20 protein-coding genes are annotated in these 22,557 nt (G+C 40.5%); 7 read left to right on the top strand and 13 right to left on the bottom strand.

The window, feature by feature from the left end:
* The first annotated feature begins 74 nt into the window (after positions 1 to 74).
* The 5 genes from AAC000_RS09285 to AAC000_RS09265 all read left to right on the top strand — a co-directional run bounded on the left by AAC000_RS09285 (position 75) and on the right by AAC000_RS09265 (position 5,655).
* On the top strand, positions 75 to 710 hold the full coding sequence (locus tag AAC000_RS09285; RefSeq protein ID WP_339722061.1) for an XrtA/PEP-CTERM system exopolysaccharide export protein: 636 nt from the start codon (positions 75 to 77) through the stop codon (positions 708 to 710).
* Positions 711 to 736: 26 nt separating this feature from the next.
* Positions 737 to 2,323 (top strand): XrtA system polysaccharide chain length determinant, encoded by a 1,587-nt coding sequence (locus tag AAC000_RS09280; RefSeq protein WP_339722060.1) that lies wholly within the window; start codon positions 737 to 739, stop codon positions 2,321 to 2,323.
* Positions 2,320 to 3,249, top strand: coding sequence for an XrtA-associated tyrosine autokinase (locus AAC000_RS09275; RefSeq protein ID WP_339722058.1), 930 nt, complete (start codon positions 2,320 to 2,322; stop codon positions 3,247 to 3,249). The genes AAC000_RS09280 and AAC000_RS09275 overlap by 4 nt, the downstream gene beginning before the upstream one ends.
* An 83-nt stretch (positions 3,250 to 3,332) precedes the next feature.
* Positions 3,333 to 4,922: a TIGR03016 family PEP-CTERM system-associated outer membrane protein gene (locus tag AAC000_RS09270; protein ID WP_339722057.1), complete on the top strand. Its 1,590-nt coding sequence runs from the start codon at positions 3,333 to 3,335 to the stop codon at positions 4,920 to 4,922.
* A gap of 175 nt (positions 4,923 to 5,097) precedes the next feature.
* The gene (locus AAC000_RS09265; RefSeq protein WP_339722055.1) at positions 5,098 to 5,655 is read left to right on the top strand and encodes an NAD/FAD-utilizing enzyme; all 558 of its coding nucleotides are present in this window, start codon (positions 5,098 to 5,100) and stop codon (positions 5,653 to 5,655) included.
* A gap of 130 nt (positions 5,656 to 5,785) precedes the next feature.
* Here AAC000_RS09265 and AAC000_RS09260 read toward each other — a convergent pair whose 3' ends face one another.
* The 4 genes from AAC000_RS09260 to AAC000_RS09245 are packed head-to-tail and all read right to left on the bottom strand — an operon-like array spanning position 5,786 to position 12,206.
* The gene (locus AAC000_RS09260; protein WP_339722053.1) at positions 5,786 to 6,610 is read right to left on the bottom strand and encodes a hypothetical protein; all 825 of its coding nucleotides are present in this window, start codon (positions 6,608 to 6,610) and stop codon (positions 5,786 to 5,788) included.
* 18 nt (positions 6,611 to 6,628) lie between these two features.
* Entirely contained in the window at positions 6,629 to 7,900 is a 1,272-nt protein-coding gene (locus tag AAC000_RS09255; RefSeq protein WP_339722051.1) for a hypothetical protein, read from the bottom strand.
* Positions 7,897 to 8,520 (bottom strand): hypothetical protein, encoded by a 624-nt coding sequence (locus AAC000_RS09250; protein ID WP_339722049.1) that lies wholly within the window; start codon positions 8,518 to 8,520, stop codon positions 7,897 to 7,899. Before AAC000_RS09250 ends, AAC000_RS09255 begins: the two co-directional genes overlap by 4 nt.
* Positions 8,517 to 12,206 (bottom strand): ATP-binding protein, encoded by a 3,690-nt coding sequence (locus AAC000_RS09245; protein WP_339722048.1) that lies wholly within the window; start codon positions 12,204 to 12,206, stop codon positions 8,517 to 8,519. The genes AAC000_RS09250 and AAC000_RS09245 overlap by 4 nt, the downstream gene beginning before the upstream one ends.
* Before the next feature lie 193 nt (positions 12,207 to 12,399).
* Between AAC000_RS09245 and AAC000_RS09240 the strand changes: the two genes are divergently transcribed.
* Positions 12,400 to 13,047 carry a peptidylprolyl isomerase gene (locus AAC000_RS09240; RefSeq protein ID WP_339722047.1) on the top strand — a complete coding sequence of 216 codons (648 nt, stop codon included), beginning with the start codon at positions 12,400 to 12,402 and terminating at the stop codon, positions 13,045 to 13,047.
* Positions 13,048 to 13,106: 59 nt separating this feature from the next.
* Positions 13,107 to 13,283, top strand: coding sequence for a DUF6435 family protein (locus AAC000_RS09235; RefSeq protein ID WP_339722045.1), 177 nt, complete (start codon positions 13,107 to 13,109; stop codon positions 13,281 to 13,283).
* Positions 13,284 to 13,315: 32 nt separating this feature from the next.
* On the opposite strand, the gene AAC000_RS09230 is transcribed toward AAC000_RS09235, so the two are convergent.
* The 9 genes from AAC000_RS09230 to AAC000_RS09190 form a co-directional block, all read right to left on the bottom strand.
* Entirely contained in the window at positions 13,316 to 14,089 is a 774-nt protein-coding gene (locus AAC000_RS09230; RefSeq protein WP_339722044.1) for a hypothetical protein, read from the bottom strand.
* Positions 14,082 to 15,791, bottom strand: coding sequence for a hypothetical protein (locus AAC000_RS09225; RefSeq protein ID WP_339722042.1), 1,710 nt, complete (start codon positions 15,789 to 15,791; stop codon positions 14,082 to 14,084). Before AAC000_RS09225 ends, AAC000_RS09230 begins: the two co-directional genes overlap by 8 nt.
* 336 nt (positions 15,792 to 16,127) lie before the next feature.
* Positions 16,128 to 16,559, bottom strand: a complete 432-nt coding sequence (gene ruvX / locus AAC000_RS09220; protein ID WP_339722040.1) for a Holliday junction resolvase RuvX — start codon at positions 16,557 to 16,559, stop codon at positions 16,128 to 16,130.
* 10 nt (positions 16,560 to 16,569) lie between these two features.
* Positions 16,570 to 17,127, bottom strand: coding sequence for a YqgE/AlgH family protein (locus AAC000_RS09215; RefSeq protein WP_339722038.1), 558 nt, complete (start codon positions 17,125 to 17,127; stop codon positions 16,570 to 16,572).
* A 7-nt stretch (positions 17,128 to 17,134) separates the two neighbouring features.
* On the bottom strand, positions 17,135 to 18,112 hold the full coding sequence (gene gshB, locus AAC000_RS09210) for a glutathione synthase (RefSeq protein ID WP_339722036.1): 978 nt from the start codon (positions 18,110 to 18,112) through the stop codon (positions 17,135 to 17,137).
* A 195-nt stretch (positions 18,113 to 18,307) separates the two neighbouring features.
* Positions 18,308 to 19,297, bottom strand: coding sequence for a hypothetical protein (locus AAC000_RS09205; protein WP_339722034.1), 990 nt, complete (start codon positions 19,295 to 19,297; stop codon positions 18,308 to 18,310).
* Between the two features lie 181 nt (positions 19,298 to 19,478).
* Positions 19,479 to 20,312 (bottom strand): LytTR family DNA-binding domain-containing protein, encoded by an 834-nt coding sequence (locus AAC000_RS09200; protein WP_339722033.1) that lies wholly within the window; start codon positions 20,310 to 20,312, stop codon positions 19,479 to 19,481.
* Positions 20,297 to 21,454 carry a histidine kinase gene (locus tag AAC000_RS09195; protein ID WP_339722031.1) on the bottom strand — a complete coding sequence of 386 codons (1,158 nt, stop codon included), beginning with the start codon at positions 21,452 to 21,454 and terminating at the stop codon, positions 20,297 to 20,299. Before AAC000_RS09195 ends, AAC000_RS09200 begins: the two co-directional genes overlap by 16 nt.
* A gap of 27 nt (positions 21,455 to 21,481) precedes the next feature.
* On the bottom strand, positions 21,482 to 22,192 hold the full coding sequence (locus AAC000_RS09190) for a LytTR family DNA-binding domain-containing protein (RefSeq protein ID WP_339722029.1): 711 nt from the start codon (positions 22,190 to 22,192) through the stop codon (positions 21,482 to 21,484).
* Between the last annotated feature and the right edge of the window lie 365 nt (positions 22,193 to 22,557).

Raw genomic sequence — 22,557 nt, 5'->3', positions numbered from 1 at the left:
TTATAGTTGTCTAGCTTGCCAAAAACTTGATACATTGCGACCATGGGTGCAAATATTATGGGATGGTAATTTACATGAAGACTAGCAAAATAGCATGGTCAAATTTGATCTTTTTTATAATTTTAACCACAGTAGGTTGTGCTAATAATTCCGGTAAATTACCGAGTGCAACAAACTATTCGTCGAATACCACTTCTGTTGAGGATTATAAATATTTAATAGGGCCAGGGGACAGTGTGTCAATATTTGTGTGGCGAAATCCAGATATTTCTGGCACTTTTGTTGTTCGCCCAGATGGCATGGTAACTACCTCGCTTGTGGAAGACATAGTCGTATCAGGTAAAACACCTACTATGCTTGCCAGACATATAGAAGAAGAATTATCCAAATATATCAACAACCCCAGAGTCACCGTGAGTGTACGAGGCTTTCAAGGGCCATTGTACGAACAAGTAAGAGTAATAGGTGAAGCCACCAACCCTAGTGCAGTCAATTACACTGAAACCATGACCTTGTTAGATCTGATGATTGCCGTGGGTGGTTTGACTGAATACGCATCGGGTAATGATGCTAAACTAATAAGGATGGTGTCAGGTGTACAAAAGACTTTCGAAATACGCATCGATGATTTAATCAAAAACGGAGAAATAGAAGAAAACATTGATATGCTTCCCGGTGATATCATTATAATCCCAGAAGCATGGTTTTAGTCGTTAGTAATTAAATGGATATTTAGATGCAAGATCTTCAAAAAACCCTTGAATTAATCATTAGTTACATCAAGGGTGTATGGGTAAAAAAACGCTATATTATGATTTGCACTTGGCTGATATGCCCCATTGGTTTTGGCTATGTTGCCTCTAAACCCGATGTATATCAGTCATCAGCAAGGGTGTATGTTGATACTCGCTCGGTTTTAGCCCCTATGCTACGAGGGCTTGCCTTACAGAGTAATCCCCAGGAAGAAGTGTCCATGATGGTGCGGACACTGTTAACGCGACCAAATTTAGAAATCATCGCGCGAAACTCGGACCTTGACATTACTACTACTAACGAAGACCAATATGACAATCTAATCACATCTCTATCAAGATCTATTCGACTTAGAAAGGCGGGAAGAGACAATCTATATACCATTTCCTATACCCATAGAAACCCTGAGATGGCGAGAACTGTAGTTCAAGAAACCCTTGATTTGTTTGTAGAAGGAACCAAAGGCAGTAATAGAAAGGAATCTGATTCAGCCAACCAATTTATTGACGAACAAATTAATGAATATGAAACGAGATTGCTTAATGCAGAACAAAGACTGGTAAACTATAAAAGGAAATATAACACCCTGTTACCCAATCAAGGCTCCTTTTATAGTAATTATTCAAGGCTACAAGGGCAGTTAGAACAAACTAGACTGACGATAAAAGAAACGGAACAGCAAATCGCTTCTCTTACTAAACAAGTCAGTGCCAGTAAATCCCAAGTTTCGGATTCTTCGGATTCTTCTGTTCGAGCTGCTGAAGGTCCATCCTCACTGACCACACGTTATGACAATCGCATCAAAAACTTGGAAGAAACCCTAGACCAATTGATGCTTAAATACACCGAATTGCACCCAACAGTGATAGAAACTAATAATTTACTTGATTCATTAACTGCGGCAAGAAAACAAGAAATAGACGAATATCTAGCCAAAGACAATGCTGTTATACCAGATAAAATTGGCTCTATTGCCAATGAGTTAACACTAGAAATAGGCAGACTCGAAGGGCAGTTGGCCTCTTTGCGAGTAAGAGAACAAAATTACTCAACAAAAATGGATGCATTAAAGGAAAAGATAGATTTTGTCCCCCAGGCTGAAGCCGAACGAACAGCACTAGACAGAGACTATAATATTACTAAACGAAAATATGAAGGGCTACTCAACAGAAGAGAGTCCTCTGAATTAGCTCGCAAGGCAGATGTCTCCTCAGAAAGTGTGCAATTTCGAGTGCTCGATGCCCCCAGAACGCCGAAAAATGCAGCTTTTCCTAATAGACCTTTGGATTATACTGCAGTACTAGCATTAGGTTTTGCGGCAGGTTTAGGCCTTGCCTTTTTGATTAGTCAGCTTAGTCCGGTATTAATAAAGGCGAGTCAATTGACGGCGCTGACTTCTTATCCTGTATTGGGGGCAGTGAGTCACTTAAACAAAGCTCACATTTTAAAGGTGAAGCGTACTAGGTTATTAGTATTTCTACTCTCTTCCAGTATTATTGTTGGAATGTATGCTGTGCTTATGGCTGCGGAAATGATGCAGATTAATATTTATGCGAGGATATTCTCTTGAACTCTATAGAAAAAGCACTGCAAAAACAGCAGCAAGAAGCGGAAGCTCAGAGCAAAGCACAGATATCCAAGCCGCAAACGACTGGTGAGCCAGAACCAACTGATAGTTCTATTGAAAAAATACAAGCTAAAGAATTTGGCAGCTCTAATGCAATTCGCGCAAAGTCAATCAAAAGTGATGGCATAGTCTCCAATACTAAAATCGACATAGATTTAGATATGCTGGCTAAAAAAGGTTTTGTATCTACCAACTCAGATCGGCAGATCATCAACGAAGAATATCGTGTCATAAAGCGTAAATTATTAGATAACGCTTTTGGTCCTCTTTCTAAATCCTTGAATAACAGCAATGTGATTATGGTCACTAGTTCGCGTCAAGGTGAAGGTAAAACCTTTACAGCCATTAATTTGGCATTAAGCATTGCCTTAGAACAAGATAAAACAGTATTGCTAGTGGACGCTGATGTACTGCGCCCCAACATAATGCGTACATTGGAGTTAAAGAACGAACAAGGGCTGATGGAATATCTGCTAGGAGACAAAGAAAACATTGCCGAAGTCATGTGTAGAACCAACTTGGATAACCTACGTATTATTTCAGCAGGTAAGTCTCACCATTTATCGGCCGAGCTTTTGGCCAGTGAAAGAATGTTTGACGCTGTGGAAGAATTTGCGAATCGCTACCCAGACCGAATTGTTATTGTGGATACCCCGCCACTTTTAGGTATAAACGAGACTGCAATTTTAGCCAATTTGGCCGGGCAGGCTTTAGTTGTAACAGAAGAATTTAAAACTAAGTTATTCGATGTTGAGAATGCCGTTAAACATTTAAACCCAGAAATGGCCATAGGTTTTGTAGTCAATAAAACAGAACAGGTTAATTTGGAAGGTGGTGGCTATGGTTATTATTATGGAGGAAGAAATTAGTGTTATTGCGGCCTTTTTACATACAAAATCAATTGGCCCAATATAACCCCCTACCTAAGTTTTTCGCTTTGCTAATGGCGAGTATGCCACTAGGTGTTTTTTGCCAAGAGATTGATATTAAGACGACAGTAAACGCCACTGGGTATATCTACGAAACACAAATTGGGGATGAAGAAGCCACACAAAGTGACTCCATCCTTGTTAAGCCTTCTGTTGTAGGTAGTTACTCAAGTAAACGTTTAAAGGCATCTTTATCTGCAAATCATTCAATAATCAAAAAAAACACCGACAGCAGCACTGGCATCATTACTGACACTGACACTGACACTGACACTGACACTAGCAATGATACTCAGAATTATACCGACCTAAGGTATTCGAGCACTTTATCATTTATTGAAAATGTTTTGTTATTGACACTAAATGGCACCCAAAGTTATCGAAATGTCAGTCAACAACAAAATTATTTTAGCGATCAAGTGTTAGCCTCAGAAGGTTTAACCAAAACCAGTAGTAATAGTGCTCAGCTGAGTTTTGCTAGCCCAAATCCTCTATATTTAGGGTTTTCTTTACAGGGTAACTATTCAAAAACCAAAACGGATCTCTCTCAGGAAAGTGTTTCAGGGTTAGACAATGATAATGTAGGGGTTGTCGCTAGGCTTTATCAGGGTAAAAATGTCAGAGCAGTGAATTTTGATATTTCTGGGCAGTATAACGACACAAGTCGTACCAATTCACAAAACTTTAAGTCCACTAGAGTGCAAGGCAACATAGGCTTTCCTATTGTTAATAAACTGGATTTTTTAGTCACAGGAAGCTTGGAAGAATACGATTCTGGCAATACAGAAATTGCAAATCGCACTAATATTGACACCAGCAGTTATGGTGCCGGTTTAAAGTGGAGTCCGAGTAATGAACGGAATATATCTCTAACCTATAATCAGCTAGAAGAAAGCGATGAAAAAACCAAGTTTGTAGGCTTAGACCTTGCTTGGGCTTTTACATCTAGAACCGCACTTAATTTTGAATACGGTAAACGTTTTTCTGGTGATTCATATAAATTCGATTTTAGGCATTCACTGAAATCCCTAAGGACGTCTATTTCCTATTCAGAGGATGTCACCACTTATTCTCGTCTTGGCGCTTCTTCCACTAATATAACTGGCATTTTTGTATGTGAATTTGGCTCTACTGAATTGACAGATTGTTTCCAACCTCCTAGTGTGGATTACCAGTTGCAAGCCGGTGAAGAATTTAGAGCAACTTACGAAATTGACACTGACATCACTGAAGAAGTGTTATTTCGGAAAACAGGTTCCGCCACTATTGGTTATGACAAACGCAGAGTCAAAATATCAATTAATGCCAATTACAGCCAAACCGAATACTTGGAGTCTGAGCGAATAAACACTAATCGTAGTCTTGGCTTTAATTTCAATTACGCTTTGGGCCGAAAAACCAATATTAGCTTTGCCTCCACTTTAACAGAAAATCAATACAGTGAAGTGGAAGAGGCAGATACTATAATCACTACCAGCTTAAACTTTACAAGAGATCTCGCACAACAATTAAAGTTAAGCATTGGTCTTAGATTATTAGACAGGCAGTCGGATACTTTAGAGCGTGACGGTAGTGATAAACGCTTAACTGTTGGCCTTAATTATACTTTCTAGACACTATTGTTTTTTATTAATACGTACGGTTTAGGCTCCAATTTTTTGAATGGCTGATATCTATTTTTGCCTTTCTTTTGTCTCCCCTCATAAAAGTTAACATTCCTGCAACAATGCTATACTCTTGATAGCGGTTAAATTTCAACCAAAATTAACGCGTCAGGAGAAAATACACATGCAAAGACATTATTATTTAAGTGACGATTTAAATGACCTCGAAGCTGTTGAACGAGAACTGGAACAAAATGGTATCAGTGCACCACAACTTCATGTTTTAAGCGAAAATGACGCAGAAGTGGAAAAACATCACTTACATGCCATTGAAGCAGTCCTCAAGCAAGATGTGGTGCGCTCTACCCAACTTGGCGCAGTAGTAGGTATGGTGGGCGCAGCCTTTATTTTAGGACTTACCTACGCTATGCAATGGCATACTACCGCAGCAGGGTGGCTTCCTTCTGGATTTTTAGCACTAATCGTTTTAGGTTTTTGCGCTTGGGAAGGTGGCTTAGTTGGTATTCAAATACCCAACTATCAATTCAAGCGTTTTCAAGCATTATTGAAACAAGGTAAACACATATTTTTTGTGGATGTAGATAACAATCAATTTGACGTTTTGTGTGAGGTAGTAGAGCGTCATGATTCACTGATCCATGCAGGGACAGGCGAAGCTACCCCGTCTTGGGTGGTAAAAGGACAAGATAAATTTAATCAAGCAATGAAAGCCCTCCCCTAGCCGACTGTCGTTCACTATTAAACTGTTAAAAGCCAATGCAAAACATTGGCTTTTTTGTATGTGCTGTCAGAAAAGCGTTATAAATGGGAAGGTTGCAGGGTCAAAGGAGTTTCAAGCATTTTTTGTTGTCTCAAACCTGCTCTTTCGGTAACCATGAGTTGCAATAAAGGCTGCCAAACTTCGGGGCAGTCTTGCTGCCCCCCCCTAAAAATTTTTGTTGCTCTTCTGGGTAATGTTGAGAAATAAGATTAGTCTTTAACCAGTTGAGAGGTGGTAACAATAGGTGGCTACATTGACTTGATACGGCTATTCGCAAACCAGCTAAATCAAAATCACCGAAGTAAATAACCGGACGTTCATGACGACTAAGTCGCCAATGCTTGAGCAACTTAGTCGCAGCTACTGAATAGTGACTGTCGCCACGGTAAATTGCTAATACTGTTCCTAATTCACAAGCTATTTGTGTTTGGAATAAATGCCAATCATTAAAGCTGTCACGGTTTTCAATTATGACCAATGAATCATAGCCAGTAAAATCCAACTCACCTAAATCGAGCTCAACATTGACTTGACCGCTTTTGTAAAACGCCTGCTGAAATCCATCAAAGCAGGCATTATTGTTGAGTGCTACCAAAATAAGATGGTCAGTGGGTTTGATTTTTCCTTGTTTCTCATCGGCACTTTTAAAGGAAGCACTTTGGTGAGTATCTTCAGAAAAATCCGCAAAAATATCTTTTGCCATAACAACCAGATAAGCATCTCGAATTTTGTTGATAGCTTCACGGCTGAAACGATATTTCTTACTGGCAACTAACCATTTACCAGGCTTGATATCTTCATGTTCACACCACTTTATAATATCTTTAACTGTTGCTACTTTTGTTGTGTAGGCTGTGTCATCGTGCATCAACATATCATGTTGCTGTGTTAACAGTATCTTAGCCTTTACACTCAAACTGCCCTCATCACAGTCTTATCCTGCAGCCTGAAAATCACCAAAGAAACGCATACCAACAGTGACATCTTGAATAATATGTAACTGATTAAATCGGCTTTTAGGGGAGCTGTCTTTTTCTAGCATAAAACTATGTTTGTTCTGCTCTGGCAAACCTTGATATTCCGCCACAATTTGAAATAGCCACATTTCTGGCTCCCAAGGTAGTTCATGCTCAGTCAAATAGTCCACTCCGCTTAACGCTTGGGGGCTTTCTATCACCCGAATAAAAAAATCCTCTACATCTTTGGCGAGCTGTTTTTGTTCAGTGGCGACTAAGTTTTGTAGCGCCATTGTAAAACCTTCCGTTTGCTGCTGCGACTTAATGTTGTGTTCTGGCTCTCTAGGCACGGCGCGGGCAAGTTCGGCTAAGGTATAACTATCTTGGGGTCTGTCTAAAGCAATAAAGGCTTGAGCGTGGATGCTGTGAGCTTGGTTGATTACCGCAGGTACTTGGCTACGATTGGGGTAGTCACCCACTTGGAAATTAGGATGTTGACGTAAAAAAGCGCTCATACGATTAATTAATAAGGCTTTATCTTGTTGTTGACGGAAGCGGGACATCAACAATACTAGGCGTTTTTGCACTTCTAACAAAGAGCCTGAATGCTCAGAAATGCGCGCCTGTAGTTGACTCACTAATAACTTACGTAATGCACCATCACTGCCCGCTAGTTGGATCAGATCGTCAAAATTGATAATGCCAAAACCGTCGAGTATCCGCCTCAGTTGCCTTTGGGCTAATTCTATTTCTAAAATTTTGTCATCCAAGCTACTCACAAAACCAAACTCGGTATTGAGTCTATGCCAAAGGCTTTCAATGGCATCACCAAATTGCCCTGTCATGTCATTGACACGCTCATTTAACAACTGCAAGTGATGCTCAGTGGCGGCGTAATCACCTTTTTGTCTGGCGGCTTGTAAGGATTGCACTCGAGTGTGAATTTGGTCGAGGTGTTCGCCCACGTCTGAGTTGATTTGACGTTTTCGTTCATCTTGGGTCAGGCTGGCAATCAGCTCGTTAACTATTGGTCGCAAACTTAAAGACTGCTCATCAGGGTAGAACAACACTCGGCTATCCAGCAGTTTTTGTAACCCTTGTTGCGAAAAGGCAGACTCGTTGATTTGCCCTTCTAAATAGCCCTGCATCAAGGCATCAGCATGTTTGCCTATTAACTCTAAGCGCTCTTTGCCTAAAGTAAATAGCGGGTTACTTTGCGCGCTACTTTTTTGTTTAGGCGACTGACTCAAAACATTACCTCTTGTTCTGGGATCTCGTCGTCAATTGGTAGGTTTTCTTCATCTTTGATAAATCGAACTAACTCGATAAGTTGTTCCACTTTACCGGTGACTATATAAAACAAACGATCTTTATGGGGTTGATGCAAATACCCTAATTCTTTGATCCGTTTAAAAACTTGTTTGATCTGCATATCCGGCTTGTCACTGCTGGACTTAAACAGCTTGTCATTAGCAAGATGGCTTAAACGCTGAATAAGCGACTGGTTATCTACCACTTTAGACTCAAAGTCTTGCAGTTTAATGGTATCGCCTAGGCTTAATGCGCCATCACGGCCTAAAGCTTCTTGTACCAGTTGCATCCATTCCAACATAGGCAATAAAGATTGCACTGTAGTGGTAAATTGATGACTAAGATGCTGACGGGCGTTTTGCGTCAAATCACAATAGGCCAGAAAATATACCGAGCCATCATCACTTTTGGCCACACGCCTGTTTAACGGCCTTAAAAAATGATTTAAGTCATCTACCAATTCGTCATTTTGCAACTTATGAAAGCTATGTTCGTCGGTCACTGAACAAATATACTCACCTTCCAATAAACGTTCTAATAATGGACCATTTTCTATCATGAGTTCACCTGCAAGGATTCGTTGCTAGAGGTTTGATTTTGTTGTAAACGCTCAGCAATTCGGCTGAGTTTAGGTTCAATTTTTTCCAGATGTTGTTTCTGTTTATCAATCAAATATCGATGTTTAAACAACATCAACACATCTGACTCTGGATTCGGGAATGCGCCCAAAATATGAATATGGTTGGTGTCACAGGCTTTAAAGAGTTTTTCTACATTGTGATAGGCCAAGGTGCCAATCTCGTCAATAGGCCAATGGATATGGATATTTGCTTGGTTACGCAATAAACGCGTAAAGGCCAATAAAAATTTACACAAAATAAGATAAGCCATGCCGTGACTAGAGGACTCCAGCAGTTGCCTGTCGTTTTTAATCACCAAGTCCGAACCGCCTTCATTAAGATGTAACTCCAAGCGCAACAATGATTCAATGCTGTAATTAGCATCATTGGGTAATACTTCAACCACATCGGCTAGATTATCTAAATAGGTTTCACTTGGCAGAAAATCGTCAGAGGTGTTCCACTTATTGTATTGCTGGGCAAAACGTTTGAGTGGCGCCCAAAAGTTAAGCTCATCAACTGTAGAGATAATTTTCACTTCAGAACGAGCGATGCCGTCTAAGGTTAAATCATCAGAGACTTCATCGGTAAGACGTTTACTTTGCTGAGCGATTTTGCGATTAATATCACTAAAAACAGTGAAGAACTTGTTTAGATCTCCGCCTATGGTTTCTCCTTGTTCAACAATTTGGCGCTGTCGAGATTCTAAAATACTCAATAGTCGCTGCAAAATAGGCAAACGTTCGCGCACATTGGCATCTTCATCTAATACCCCAAAGGCTTGCGTCATAGTATCCAAGAAATCTTTACCCGCATCTTTACCTAAAGTGCCTTCAAATTCGTTTAGTGCTTCTTTGAGCTTTTTCTCTCCTCGGCTGCGGCTTTCGAGGGCTTCAGTACAGCGATTGATGCGCTCAGCTTGATCCCCTAAGTTAACATCATGCTGTTCTGCTGTTTTAAAGGAAAATACGATAGAACTAAGTTGCCTTACCATAGGCTCAATTTCAGTCATCAAAGAAGCAAAGCCTGACAAACTTTTTTCAACGGTCACTAACACTTTAGATAATTCAGATCGTTTAGTTTGGTATTGATTGCGCAAAGTACTTTGCTGCTGATCCAATTGCTGAGCCAGTGCTTTTAATTCAGCTTCTTGTTCTAGTAGTTCTGGACGTTGCTTCAACCAATCGGTTTGTATAAAGGTTTTATATTCGTTTAGTTCATCACGTCTCGAAGTCACACCTTGAAGATGATTCTTTAAGGCTTCTGTTTGCTGTTTCAGCTCCCTTAAGGTATTGGGATCAATGTCTTTGTTGGCTAATTCTTGATTAAACGCATCTTCAAGTTGTTTAATCTGTTCACGGTTTTGTTGACGTTTATAATCGACTTGACGCTCTAACTCTTCAATTTGTTCATCTAAAATTGATAACTCATCTTGCCAACCTGTCTTAAATTCTAAAAGTTGTTCTTCAAAATCTGACTTTAATACATCAATGGCGTTTTGTTTTTGCCCTAAAATTTGTTGTTTTTCATCTAGGTACTGCTGCAAGGCTAGTTTAGCTTGTTGTTTACGCTTTTCTAACACTGCTTTAAGCTCATCGGCAAAACGCTGTTTAGCGCTTTGGGCATAGGCCACTTCTTGTTCAGCCTGTTCAAAGGTGCGATTTTTTTCGGCTACAATTTCTCGCTGTAACTCTGCCTCACGATGACAGTCGTCCAATTCAGACTCAGCATGCTTTTGTTGTTTTTCAGCCGCAGTTAAGTGTTTTTTAGCTTGCTCTAAAGACAAGGTTAAGGCGGTTTCGTCTTGGGCATAATCAGGGGCATCAATGGCGGCTAAATTTAACTTCACACCCAAAAAGCTATTCGCTTCATCCTCACTGATATCCGCAACGATCTGTGGAGATAAATCTTTTTTATTCAGCAATGGCTCATTGATGAGCTTACCTATGCTCTGTTCCCAGCCGGGTTTATGTTCACGGAGAAACTGTCTTAAGCTATCTTGTTCGGGTGAAAGTTGTTTATGTAGTTGCTGCAAGCGTTCTTTAGCTTGCCGCGCAGCTTGCCTTGCTTGGTGTAATACTTTATCTGCTTGTTCTCGTTTACTTCTAAGGGTTTCATAGGTATTTTCGGCTTCCTTCTTGGCGCCTGAACTTTGTTGCCATGCTCGCTGAGCAAGTTCTAAACGTTTGTCGGCCAGTGCCCCGTTTTCAATTTCTTGATCTGTTGCCGCGGCTTGTTTGGCTTGGTGTTCTTGACGCACTATGCTGCGTTCTACTTCTAATAATTGTTGATCAAATTCTTTTGCTTGGTGCTCTCTACGCAGTTCAAACTGACCACGTAAATCCACTTCTTTTTCGCTATGAGTTTGACGAAGCGTTTCTTTTTGCTGACTTATGCTTTTGACTTGAGCCTGATTTTTACGGGATAACCGTTCTAAAGACTCAGACAATTTAAGCTTTTGTTGTTCAAGCTGACTCTGTAAGTCTTTATGCTGCTCTATTAGTAAATTATATTGCTCTAACTTTTGTTCATACTCTTCGCGCTTCAGAGGCAAAGCGTCCATATCTTTTTGGAGTTGCTCAATATCAGAATCTTGATATTTCTCATACTGCTGCTGAATATGATCTAATCGCGAAGACTTAGCTTTAAGGTTTTCAGCGGTTTCACTGACGCGGCTATTCAATAAACCTTCGGCCTGTTCAAAGGAGTCTTTTTCAGTACTTTGTTGGCTTTTAATTTTACTGCGCTGTTCTTGGGCATCGGCCTTTTGTGTAGCCAAAGATTGTAAGTCTTTTTCCAATATAGGCTTAAGCTGTAGCAACTGATTTTCGATGATATTGAGTTTTTCAGTTTGCGCCTGAATTTTCTGATAGTCATTCTGCATCGACTGCAAACGCATAGTCTGACGCATCTGGGTGATCCACTCACGGGCTTTAGTATTTTTCACTGTAGTAGTAGGCTGCACTAAACCATCTTCTTCAAAAATGGCCGCCAGCATAGTGCGCAAAGTGTCCATCTTGCCTTCTTTGGCATGCACCGCACTGACCAGCTTTTCCATATGTCTGATACGATGTTGGCTAGATACTAAACTATAACGACTCGCTAACTGCCTAAGTTTTGTACTTTCACGCCCTGTGCCTCGACCGACACTGACATCATTTTGGATAATATTACGGAATTCACTGGTCGCTTGAATTTTATGAGAAAAATCAATACTTAGCTGCCTGAGCTGTTTTATCCACTGTTCCGGCGACATCGCTTGAACGTTACCTTGCTCGGTATCCACCAAAATTTGTTCTTGGTGATACGCCGCTTCTACAAAGCGATACTGAACCCCATCACTCCCTTTGCGAGTTAATACCACTTGGCAATTCTGCCCGTCTTCCCTTTGATACTCATAAATCAGATAACTATTAGCATGAGGCAAATAAAAATCATCAAACTTTTTACGGGTTTTAGGCACCACTTTACTGGGCAACTCGCCATAAAAAACTGGGATCAAACGTTGTAAAGTGGTTTTACCCGACGCATTAGTACCACAGATATTACTGTGACCGGATACATCAAGTTCAACAAAACCGGGAAGGTGACAATTAATCAGAATTATGCGGTGTAACCCAGGCATAGACTTCCTTAAATCAGGGGGTTAAATAACCTTGAAATTTTACCAAGAAGCGCCTCTCTTTAACACTAGAATCAATACTTATGAGCAGTTTTTAATGGGAGTCAAATTAGCCCTAGATTAAATTCAAGATCCACTATCCCTAATAATTGTTGTCTGACAAAATGTGACGTAAATAAATTAAGGGAAAACCTAGATGATAAAATTGACAGTGACTCATAATATTCAAAGTTTGGCATTTTTCTTAGGGTTAAGCCTAATTACTTTATCTGTGTTAGCCGAAGAAAACAGTGCAACGCCTGAGCATGTGCAACAAGCAGTCATTCAGACCCCTTTAGGCAGTATTGAAATTGAGCTTTATTCAAATCAAGCGCCGCTAACCGTCGCTAACTTTATTCGTTATATTGAGGCAGGCGCTTTTAATAATGGCAAATTTTATCGAGTAGTGCGTTTAGACAATGATAATGGCTCACCCAAAATTGAAGTTATTCAAGGTGGCGCCAATAGTGAATTTGACGACTTTGCAGCCATTCCACTCGAAACCACTAAACAAACGGGCATTAAACATCTAGACGGTGTTTTATCTATGGCGCGGGGGGCACCAGACACAGCAACGTCTGAGTTTTTTATCTGTATCGGTGCGCAACCCTCTCTAGATTTTGGCGGAATGCGTAATCCAGACGGCCAAGGCTTTGCTGCTTTTGGGCGTGTAACTAAGGGAATGCATATTGTTAAAAAAATCCATCAAATCCGTGAAGCCAAAAAAGTAGAAGACAACTATGTAAAAGGTCAAATGTTGGCGCAACCTATACCTATGCTAAATATTCAATTACTAGCAAACTGATCGAATTATTCAATCAATGAGTATTTAATTACAGCATATAACGACTTAACGAGAATAACATGTTCGGTTTTTTAAAAGCAGACCCAGTCAAAAAATTACGTAAAAGCTACGATCAAAAATCCACCGATGCCATGTTGGCCCAGCGTAAAGGCGACATTAAAACCTATTCAATGCTCACCGCCGAAGCAGATGTAATTTGGAAAGAAATAGAAAAACTCGAATCCGTAGAAAAATAGCAATCTATGTACATAGTTACAGAGTAGTTAACTCAGTATTGTCGGTATTCATTAATCGCAGATTGCAGTAACTTGGTTTTAGCCGCCTGAGAAGGAAGTGAGTTAGCTAAAGCTTGGTAGGCATCAAGGTTGTTGGCATTGAGATAAGGGGTGATGTCTTTAGCAACAATTCTTGAAACGTAAACGCTACCGGTTTGCAGCGTTTTCATCAATAAAGCGTCAACCTGCTCAGATAAAGACGGGTAACGGAGCAATTCTTTTAATGCTAACTGCATCACTTTACTGTCATAACTATTGCCAAGAGTGGTTATTAGGCTGTGTGCATTGTTACTATTTGGCGCCTGTTGATGCATCATTTCTAATGCTTTAAATTGTACTCGTCCTAAAGGGCTGCTAATAAATTCATTAATGGTTTTCGCTAAGACGGGATCTTCGTGCTGATATTCAGCATATAAGTCTTGCAAGGATTGCAAACTGTCCACTAGGCGTTTTTCTTGTTCAAACATGGACGCTCTAGGATCTTGTTCATTCGCTTTGCATAATCCTGTTTGCTGGCAAGATCGTGCTGCTTCCAAGCTCGCCATTATGCTTTCTCGAGTTTGATAAAACTCAGGTTCAACTGGCGGAGTCTGTGTAGTAAGAAGCTCAAGATTGGTATTTCCCTCTTTCTTAATCTCGGCTTGTAGTGATTCAACGGCTTGAGCAGGCGTATTAACGTCTGCTTGTTCTAGTTCCGTTTGTTGTTGCTGCCAAATAAATGCGCCCAACCCCATAAGGAACAGCCCTATAAACACAATTTTATACATTGTTTTTCCGCCTAAATATCAACAACACCGACAACAATAAATAGTACAAGGACCCACCCGAGTTTGATGTTGGCTCACTGGGGACTGTGGGTGTACCAGGAGTTGGCGCAGTAAAAGACGTCCAATTTGCAAGGGTTGACTCAGGTAACAATTTACCTGCATATAAATACCCAGTTAATCCATTAGCGCTAACTTGATAATACACTTGATTGTCGTTACCTGTTACCACTGTGTTCAATACCTCGGCCTCAGTGCCAGTAGACAATTTACCTAGACTAGTCGCTCCTTCACCTAGTCTATCAGCAATCGAGACTCCATCAGCTTGAGATATATAAACCTTATCTCCTTGCATCGCAATATACCGAGCACTGCTTGGCAAATCTTCATGATCAAGCGGTGATGCCCAATCAGCAAAGTCCCAAACTCCACCTGCGTAGATATACCCTTCATTGCTACCATCATAGCGGATACGGTAATAGCGGCTTTGATCGGCAGGTGTACCTGCAACTATATCTAAAATTTGATAGGCCTTGCCAACCACGGTATTTGCACCTGTATCTGTGCCTCCAGCCGTTTCGCGAATATTAATCGCTTTTTCAGCTTGAATGCTTTGCCCTACTACAAAACTGTTTTCCAAAAAGCCTAAACACTGATGTTTCTCGTACAGGGTTTGCCCATAAGCCTGACTCTGCTGCTCATCTAATATAACTGCTTGAGCTAGCAAGATGCGATCGAATTTAGCACTTAAACAACTGGCATTTTCAGGCTGTTCAACACAATAAAACTGCCCGTCTTGCAACACGCAAGTCTGCTCGTTGGTGAGTTTTACAAAATTGTATTGCCATAGGTTTTCGGGATTATGTAAGGAATACTCTGGAGGCGAATATTGAGGCAGACAAAACTCCACACCTTCCATTAAACATTCCACATCAATGACAGAAGTTTTATGCTGGTCTGCAATATAGTTAAGCCACGTCTGCGCCGCATACTTGTCGGCAAAACCTTCATCTTGCCATGCGATGTTGTCGTGCCAGCGACACAATTTACTTGGCCCTCCATTGTAAGCAGAGTAAGCAGAACGGGTTCTTTCTAGCCAATTATTGCTGCTCACACAACTAGCAGACTCGGCGTTTTGCCATTCGGCATAAAATATTTCCATGGCGTACACCATGTTTTCAAAAATTTGCCAACCCTTACCTTCATTGATTTGTGCAAAGTGCCAACGGTCATCGATTTGCATCATGCCATGACCGTGCCCAGAATCTCCTCGCATCATCTTCAGTCGCCCATCAATCACTGCATCTCGGTAATGACTCCAAAAGGTTTCTTGATTGGCTAAGGCTTGAATGGCATAAACCCAAGCGTTGATCTCATCCGTTTCGGCATTGGGTTTACGAATTGACAAATAATACTTGGCGGAAGCTGTGATCACAGCGTTCATTTCGTTCATGTAACGTGCACGTTCAGTAGACACAGGCTCGGCTGCATCAAATATAATCTCGTCTAGATAGTCACGTACAAAGTCAGGATCACCAAAAGGTTCGATATCACAATAGGCTGGCGCAGTACCAAAGGTCCAACTGGTGTTCACTTCGGATTTGTGGGCACAAAGATAATAGGCTTCGGTGTCATTTACAGCCGCCCTAGATTGCAAGCTCAAAACACAGAAAAACACCAAAATGACAAATGAAACAACCTTCATTTTTTATTTCAACCCAAGAAAACAATAAGAATAATTTATTCTTATTGTGGAGCTGTGTCAAACCATTTGGGGGAAGGGTGATATTAAAACCTACGCTATGCTTACCGCCGAAGCAGAAGCACTCTGGCAAGAAATAAAAAAAAGAGGCAGATAAAAAATGAGAACCTAAAAAGCTTGTTTACCACAGAGAACACAGAGCGCTTCGCTACACAGAGGAACAGATGGGTGTAAATGCGTAAACCAATTATCATTTGTTTTGCTTTTCTCTGTGCCCTCCTTTTCCTCTGTGGTTCAAATTTTTAAGCTCGTATCGCTCGGTGACCAACTCGTAGCTATTCACTCGTAGCTACTTTCAATCCAGCTTTCAAAAATCAGACATGCCGAGACACTGTCGACTTTTTGTTTATCAAGCTTCTTAAAGCCACCCAGTTCAAATAATCGGGCTTTAGCATCTACTGTTGTAAGGCGTTCATCACAGGTTTCAACTGCGACTTTGTATTTGGCGTTAAGGCGATTAGCGAATTTTTTGGCAGAAAAAGTCACTTGTTGATTGCTGCCATCCATATTCAGTGGCAACCCCACCACCGCCAGTTGTGGAGACCATTCGGCAAACAACTTAGCGACTAATTCCCAATTAGGAATGCCATCTACAGCTTTAAGTGCATTGAGTGGAGAAGCAGTGCCTGTTATCTCCTGCCCTACTGCCACACCAATGCTTTTAGTACCAAAGTCAAAAGCCAATACGGTGCGTTCACCTGGTTTGGTCATAAGTGATTCATCAGGCATGACCTATATCAGGACCAAGCTGCCACACATCAATGCCTAAGCGCTGCACTGCGGTTTCCCACTTTTTATGAATGGGTGTCTCGAATAACAGCTCGTAATCGGCTTCGACCATCAACCAAGAGTTAGTTTGGATTTCTTCTTCTAATTGCCCAGCAGTCCAACCGGCGTAACCCAACATAATCAAAGATTTTGCTGGGGCGTCTTGGTTGCCCAATGAAGAGATGATGTCTTTAGAGGTAGTCACCATTACTTCTGGTGTCATAGTTAAACTTGAAGCCCAACCGGGTTGTGAGCTGTGCAATATAAAACCACGGTCTTGGCTAACTGGACCACCCGCTAAGATGATCTCATCCGCTTTTTCGTCAATGACTTCGGCTTTATCATCAACTTGTTTAACCAAATCTTTTAACTTCATGCCAACAGGCTGATTAATGATTAGCCCCATTGCGCCATGTTCGTTATGTTCACAAATATAAGTGACAGTTCGGGCGAAATACGGATCGTCCATACTCGGAGACGCGATGAGTAAATAATTCTGCAAACTTTGCATTTAGAAATTAGGCTCCTTTGCCGGCAGCAAGTCGATTTTCCCCTAGACGCTTTTCAATGGCATCAAATAACATACCGGTAATATTCACGTCGTATGCCGCTTCAATCTCTCGCACGCAGGTGGGGCTCGTCACATTAATTTCTGTGACTCTATCACCAATCACATCTAAACCAACAAACATCAGACCTTTTTCTACTAGCAATGGCGCAATAGTTTCGGCAATTTTTAAATCAGACTCTGATAAGGGTTGGGGTCTGCCTGTGCCACCCGCAGCCAAATTTCCGCGAGTTTCACCTTTAGTGGGTAACCTTGCTAAGGCATAGGGAACCACTTGGCCATCAACAATCAGGATACGTTTGTCACCGTCTTTAATTTCGGGTAAAAATTTCTGAAACATAGCGTAACGTGTGCCTAACTCAGTAAGCGTTTCAATAATCACTCCAAGGTTATTGCCGTCTTCTTTGACCCTAAAAATTGACGTGCCGCCCATACCATCCAAGGGTTTACATATGATGTCTTTATGCGTTTGGTGAAACCCTCTAATTAACTTGGAATCTCTAGTAACAAGTGTATCTGCCACTAAATCAGGGAACCAAGACGTAAACAGCTTCTCGTTAAAGTCTCGTAAACTTTGCGCTCTGTTGACGACTAAGGTACCAGTTTGCTCCGCCAGTTCAAACATATGAGTGGCATAGATAAACTCATTGTCCACTGGAGGATCTTTACGCATTAAAATCACATCTAATTCAGCTAAACTTTGATGCAATTCGTCACCTAAGGTAAACCATTTTTGAGCACTAGGCTCAACGGCCAAAGCCGCCATACGCGCCATGGGTTGACCATTTTGCAAATACAAGTCGCCCATTTCCATATAAAACAATTCATAGCCCCGCTTTTGCGCATCTAGCAACATAGCAAAACTGGTATCTTTTTTGATATTGATGGCCTGAATAGGATCCATCACTATGCCAAGTTTAATGGTCAAAATTGTTCCTTAAAGGTGTTGTTCAAACGTAAACTGAACGATTAAAAGACTGGTCAGTATAGATGAACTTGATCTTGAGGTAATTATTACAGAATTCAAGCTTGTATTTGACTCAATGCCATAAAGATTGAATTTATAGACGTTAACATAGGTAATTAACCTGCACATTAGCCATGGGCAGGTTATTTTAAGGGGCTAAATCTTCTTCGCGGCCTTTTTGGCCTGTTTAGACAACTCTTGATTATCTGTTTCTGCCAAACGCAAATAAATCACCTTTGCCTCTGACTTCTGGGAATTGAGAGCCATCAGATTAGCTAAACGAAATTCAGCCCAAGGTTTAGGCGACATTCCATCTAAGTCTGGCGCTTTATCGATAAATTCTTGCAAAGCCGCGATGCCAGCAACAATATTTTTCTCACCTAAAACAGCGGTTTTGCCTAGCTGGTACAAAGCATTGTATTTTGCAAGGATACTTTCTTCCGTTTTAGCCTCTTTGTCGATAGCGGTGCTGAGTTCTTCAAAGGCAGCTTGATAATTTTCACTGCGCTGTTGATACATGCCCGCTTGAAAGTAAAAGTCAGGTAAATCTTTATAAGTCAGTTTGGCTTGCTGTAAAAGGTTCTCAGCTAAGACATCGTTATCTTGAGATAACTCGTAGTTTATCTCAGCTTCTAAACCCGCCTTTGGATCAAGTTGTTTAATTTTTTCCAATTGCTCTTTGGCTATATCAAGGTCGCCACCAGCAATGCTAGGAGCACTTGTGTGAAATTGCATCAGCCCATTTCGATATTTTATGGAGTCTGGTTCAAGCTCTACTGCTTGAGTAAAACTGTTCACAGATTTTTCTGCATAACTTAACGCAGAAAAGATTGAGCCAGAAGCCTGACGCCCCATTATTGCACCACGAATATAATAAGTTTCTGCATCTTTTGAAGAGAGGCTTAGCGCTTTTTCAATCCAGTCCTCAGCCTCATCTAAATCAATGTCCATATAAATTTTGGCCAAATACACCAAAGCATTTGGATTTTCTTTTTGTTTCTCAAACAAAGCTATGGCCTGCTCTGTTTGCCCAGACTTGAATAAGGCTACGGCATTATCAAACGGTGATAAGTCGCTGGCAACAGATAAAGTTGCAAAACTGAGGCAGGCTGTAAACACTATCGATGTGGTGAACTTTTTTGACATTATTTTCCTTAATTTAAATTATGCTGGCAAATTATTGCAGGTTTTCGGACGCTGACTTGAGTATTCAGTTCCATTCACTTTATTCACGGTGATGAAAGTTAGCACTCGGTTACCTCTATCAACCATTCATGTCAGAATAATTTAGCATCCCGAAATAACAGTTAAGTTCAGCCAACTTCGCTCAAGGTACGTTGTTGTCTCGTAATTCTTCTAGTTTAAATTTGTATTTTCTACTGACCTTAACACTGTCACCAGATGTTAATTGCGCTAAATATTCACCATTCGAGTTAGGGGTTAATTTTTGCAATTTGCTCAAATTGATCATCGCCGAACGATTCACCCTAGGAAAAAGGCTGGGGTCAAGTTCTTGCTCAAACTGTTTAAGGGTTTTACGAATAATATGGGTACCTTCTAAAGTATGTACACACATATAATCTCCAGCGGCTTCAATCCATGAAATATCATCAAGCTTCACTCTGAGCCATTCTGAGCCACTTTTCATTGAAACCGTTTGCTGCAGTTCACTCATAGAACCACCACTTGTTACTTCTAAGTTACGAATAAATCCATCGATGGAGTTGCCGGTTTTACGGCTAAGGAGTTCATCAAGCTTTTGATGCTGAAGCACTAGATCGCTATCAAAAAATGACGCCACTAACTTCCTTAAACAACTCGCTAATCTGTCATCTGAAAAAGGTTTCAGTAAATAATCAAAGGCCTGAAATTCAAAGGCATTCAGCGCAAATTCCCTAAAAGCAGTCACAAAGACTACTTTAGGTACAGGAGAGGTATTCTTTGACAACTGCTCAGCCAACTCAAGTCCACTTAACCCTGGCATTTCGATATCTACAAAAGCAATATCTGGGTGAAATTGTTCAATCGCTTGCAGCGCATGTTGCGCAGACGGGCATTGTGCCACTACATCAAACCTAGTATCACCCTCTAGCCTAAGCATAAGACCTTCTCTTGCTAGAGGTTCATCATCTACGATAATGGCAGTCAGTTTACGGTACATGAATACTCCATTGGAATTGAGATTTGTACCCGATAACCGGCTATTTGACCACGAACAATGTTAAAGCTGTGCTTATTCGGATATAAAACATTCAAGCGGTCGACAATATTCTGCACGCCAACGCCTTTGTGGCCAGATGCTGTTTGCCCTTTATCACTTGTTGATGTATCCAAAAAAGCGTTATCTTGACTAGGTCCGTTGTCAGTGACTTCCATCTTTAAATAACCATCTTGACACTTAGCCGTTACCTCAATTAAGCCTCCACTAGACATCTGAGCAATAGCATACTTAATAGAATTCTCGACTAGGGGCTGTAATAACAAACTCGGAACAAGTAAAGCTTCCGCTTCAGGTTCGATTTCAAATTTTACTGAAAGCCTGTCATCGAAACGGGTCTTTTCGATTTCCAAATACAGCATCAGTGCTTTTAACTCTTCATACAAGCGGATCTTTTTTTCAGGATCATTGTCTAACGAAAAGCGCAAAAAAGTAGACAAGCGAATCAACATGCCATTGGCTTTATCTTTGCTACCTCTTAACACTAAGGTCGAAACAGCGTTGAGGGTGTTAAATAGAAAATGTGGATTAATCTGATACCGCAACATCTTAATTTGCGAAATATGGGATAAACGAACAGCCTCAATGTAAAGTTTCTTTTCATTGATCAATCGAAAATGGTAATTGATACCAAAATACAAAGTGCTCCAAACAAAAATCATAAAAAACGCATAACTAGCTGACATGAACAACATATACCATCTAAAACCTTCTGAGGGATTACCTGCGATAAGAGATAAAACATCAAAATCTTCGTAGAAGTACCACATTGCGAGGTTTTTTACCGGCGTCCAAATACCCGAAACAATAAGACTGCAAAGCGTTATGGCGGCAATTAACCAACCTGAGGCTAACCCCCAACATTGCCGATAAATATACCTTAAGGGCCACGTTAGGAGCGCTGCAAAGATCCCCGATAACACCAAAGGGAAAAACACTTCAAATCCAAGTTTGTTAAAGTCACGATAGAAAAATACATTGTCCACAGTGAAAATAAACACGTAAGTCATCCACCCCAAACAGTGTAAAAGCCAAAACGAGGGTTTATCTTTGTTGGCTATAAATTTTTCTGCTGCGTCATTCACTTACATTATCAACTTAGTGTACATAAATTAGGAATCAACCCCTAAAAACTCGAAAAGTGAGGCTTTGTGACCCTGTCCGATTTTAACTTCATCACCGTTATTTAAATGTAATAGTGAAAAACGTCCTAACTCACTGCTCAAAGAATTAATTTTATCAACATTGACCATGGCTGACCGGTGTACCCGAATAAACTTTTCTGGGTTAAGCTGCATTTCTAACTTAGAAAGTGTTTCTCTATGCAACAACATACGGTTTGCACAGTGCAGTTCAACATAATTTGCCGAACCTTTTATCCAGATAATATCTTGCACATTTACAAATTCAACCGCACCTACTGATTTCACAGCTAAAATGCTTTTACTTGGTTTGACAGTTTTTCTCTTTAACTTTTCCACTTTTTGTAAAACAGTAGCTAATCGACTATTTTCAAATGGCTTAAGTAAATAGTCTGTTGCCTCAAGATCGAATGCTTGAATCGCGTACTCACTAGAAGCCGTTGTAAACACCCAATGACAATCGAGACTTTTAGCAAGCTTTCTGGCCAACTCAATACCACTACCACCTATAATATTGATATCCATAAAACATACGTCAGGCCGATGTTTTAAGAGTAAACTTTCTGCTTCTTTAAATTCACCAGTTTGGCCCACTACCTGCCAATTTCCTTGCTCCTCAACAAAGCTAGTTATTCTCTCTCTCGCTAAGTTTTCATCATCAATTACTATGCAGTGATACATATTTATCTTTCCTGAATTTATGTGGGACAGAATATACATTTTGAGGGATAAACAATGAACATTTCTGAGACCAAATGCGGTAATTTGGGATCAATGGAGTTGAGGCTTTACAATTTTTGTTCAAAAGAAGAAAAGGCTGCGCATTATTGCAACAGCCTTTGCTTAATTCAGGAAGCAATACATGTTTATAAATTTAGTAAAACATATATTCATCGGGTCACTACTCCGACTATCTTAGTGTAAGTTTATGAGTTTGAATTAAAACCCAAATGTGATGAATCATCCAGATGATGGGATGAACTTCACCATATTTTAATTAGGTAACATCTTGACATAATTAGAAAATAAACTAATTCGGTAAAATA

Origin of the sequence: uncultured Paraglaciecola sp. (genome assembly GCF_963977085.1) — a bacterium.
GTDB lineage: Bacteria > Pseudomonadota > Gammaproteobacteria > Enterobacterales > Alteromonadaceae > Paraglaciecola.
Note: the sequence above shows the minus strand (reverse complement) of the source record. Positions and strands in the feature narration are given on the sequence as shown.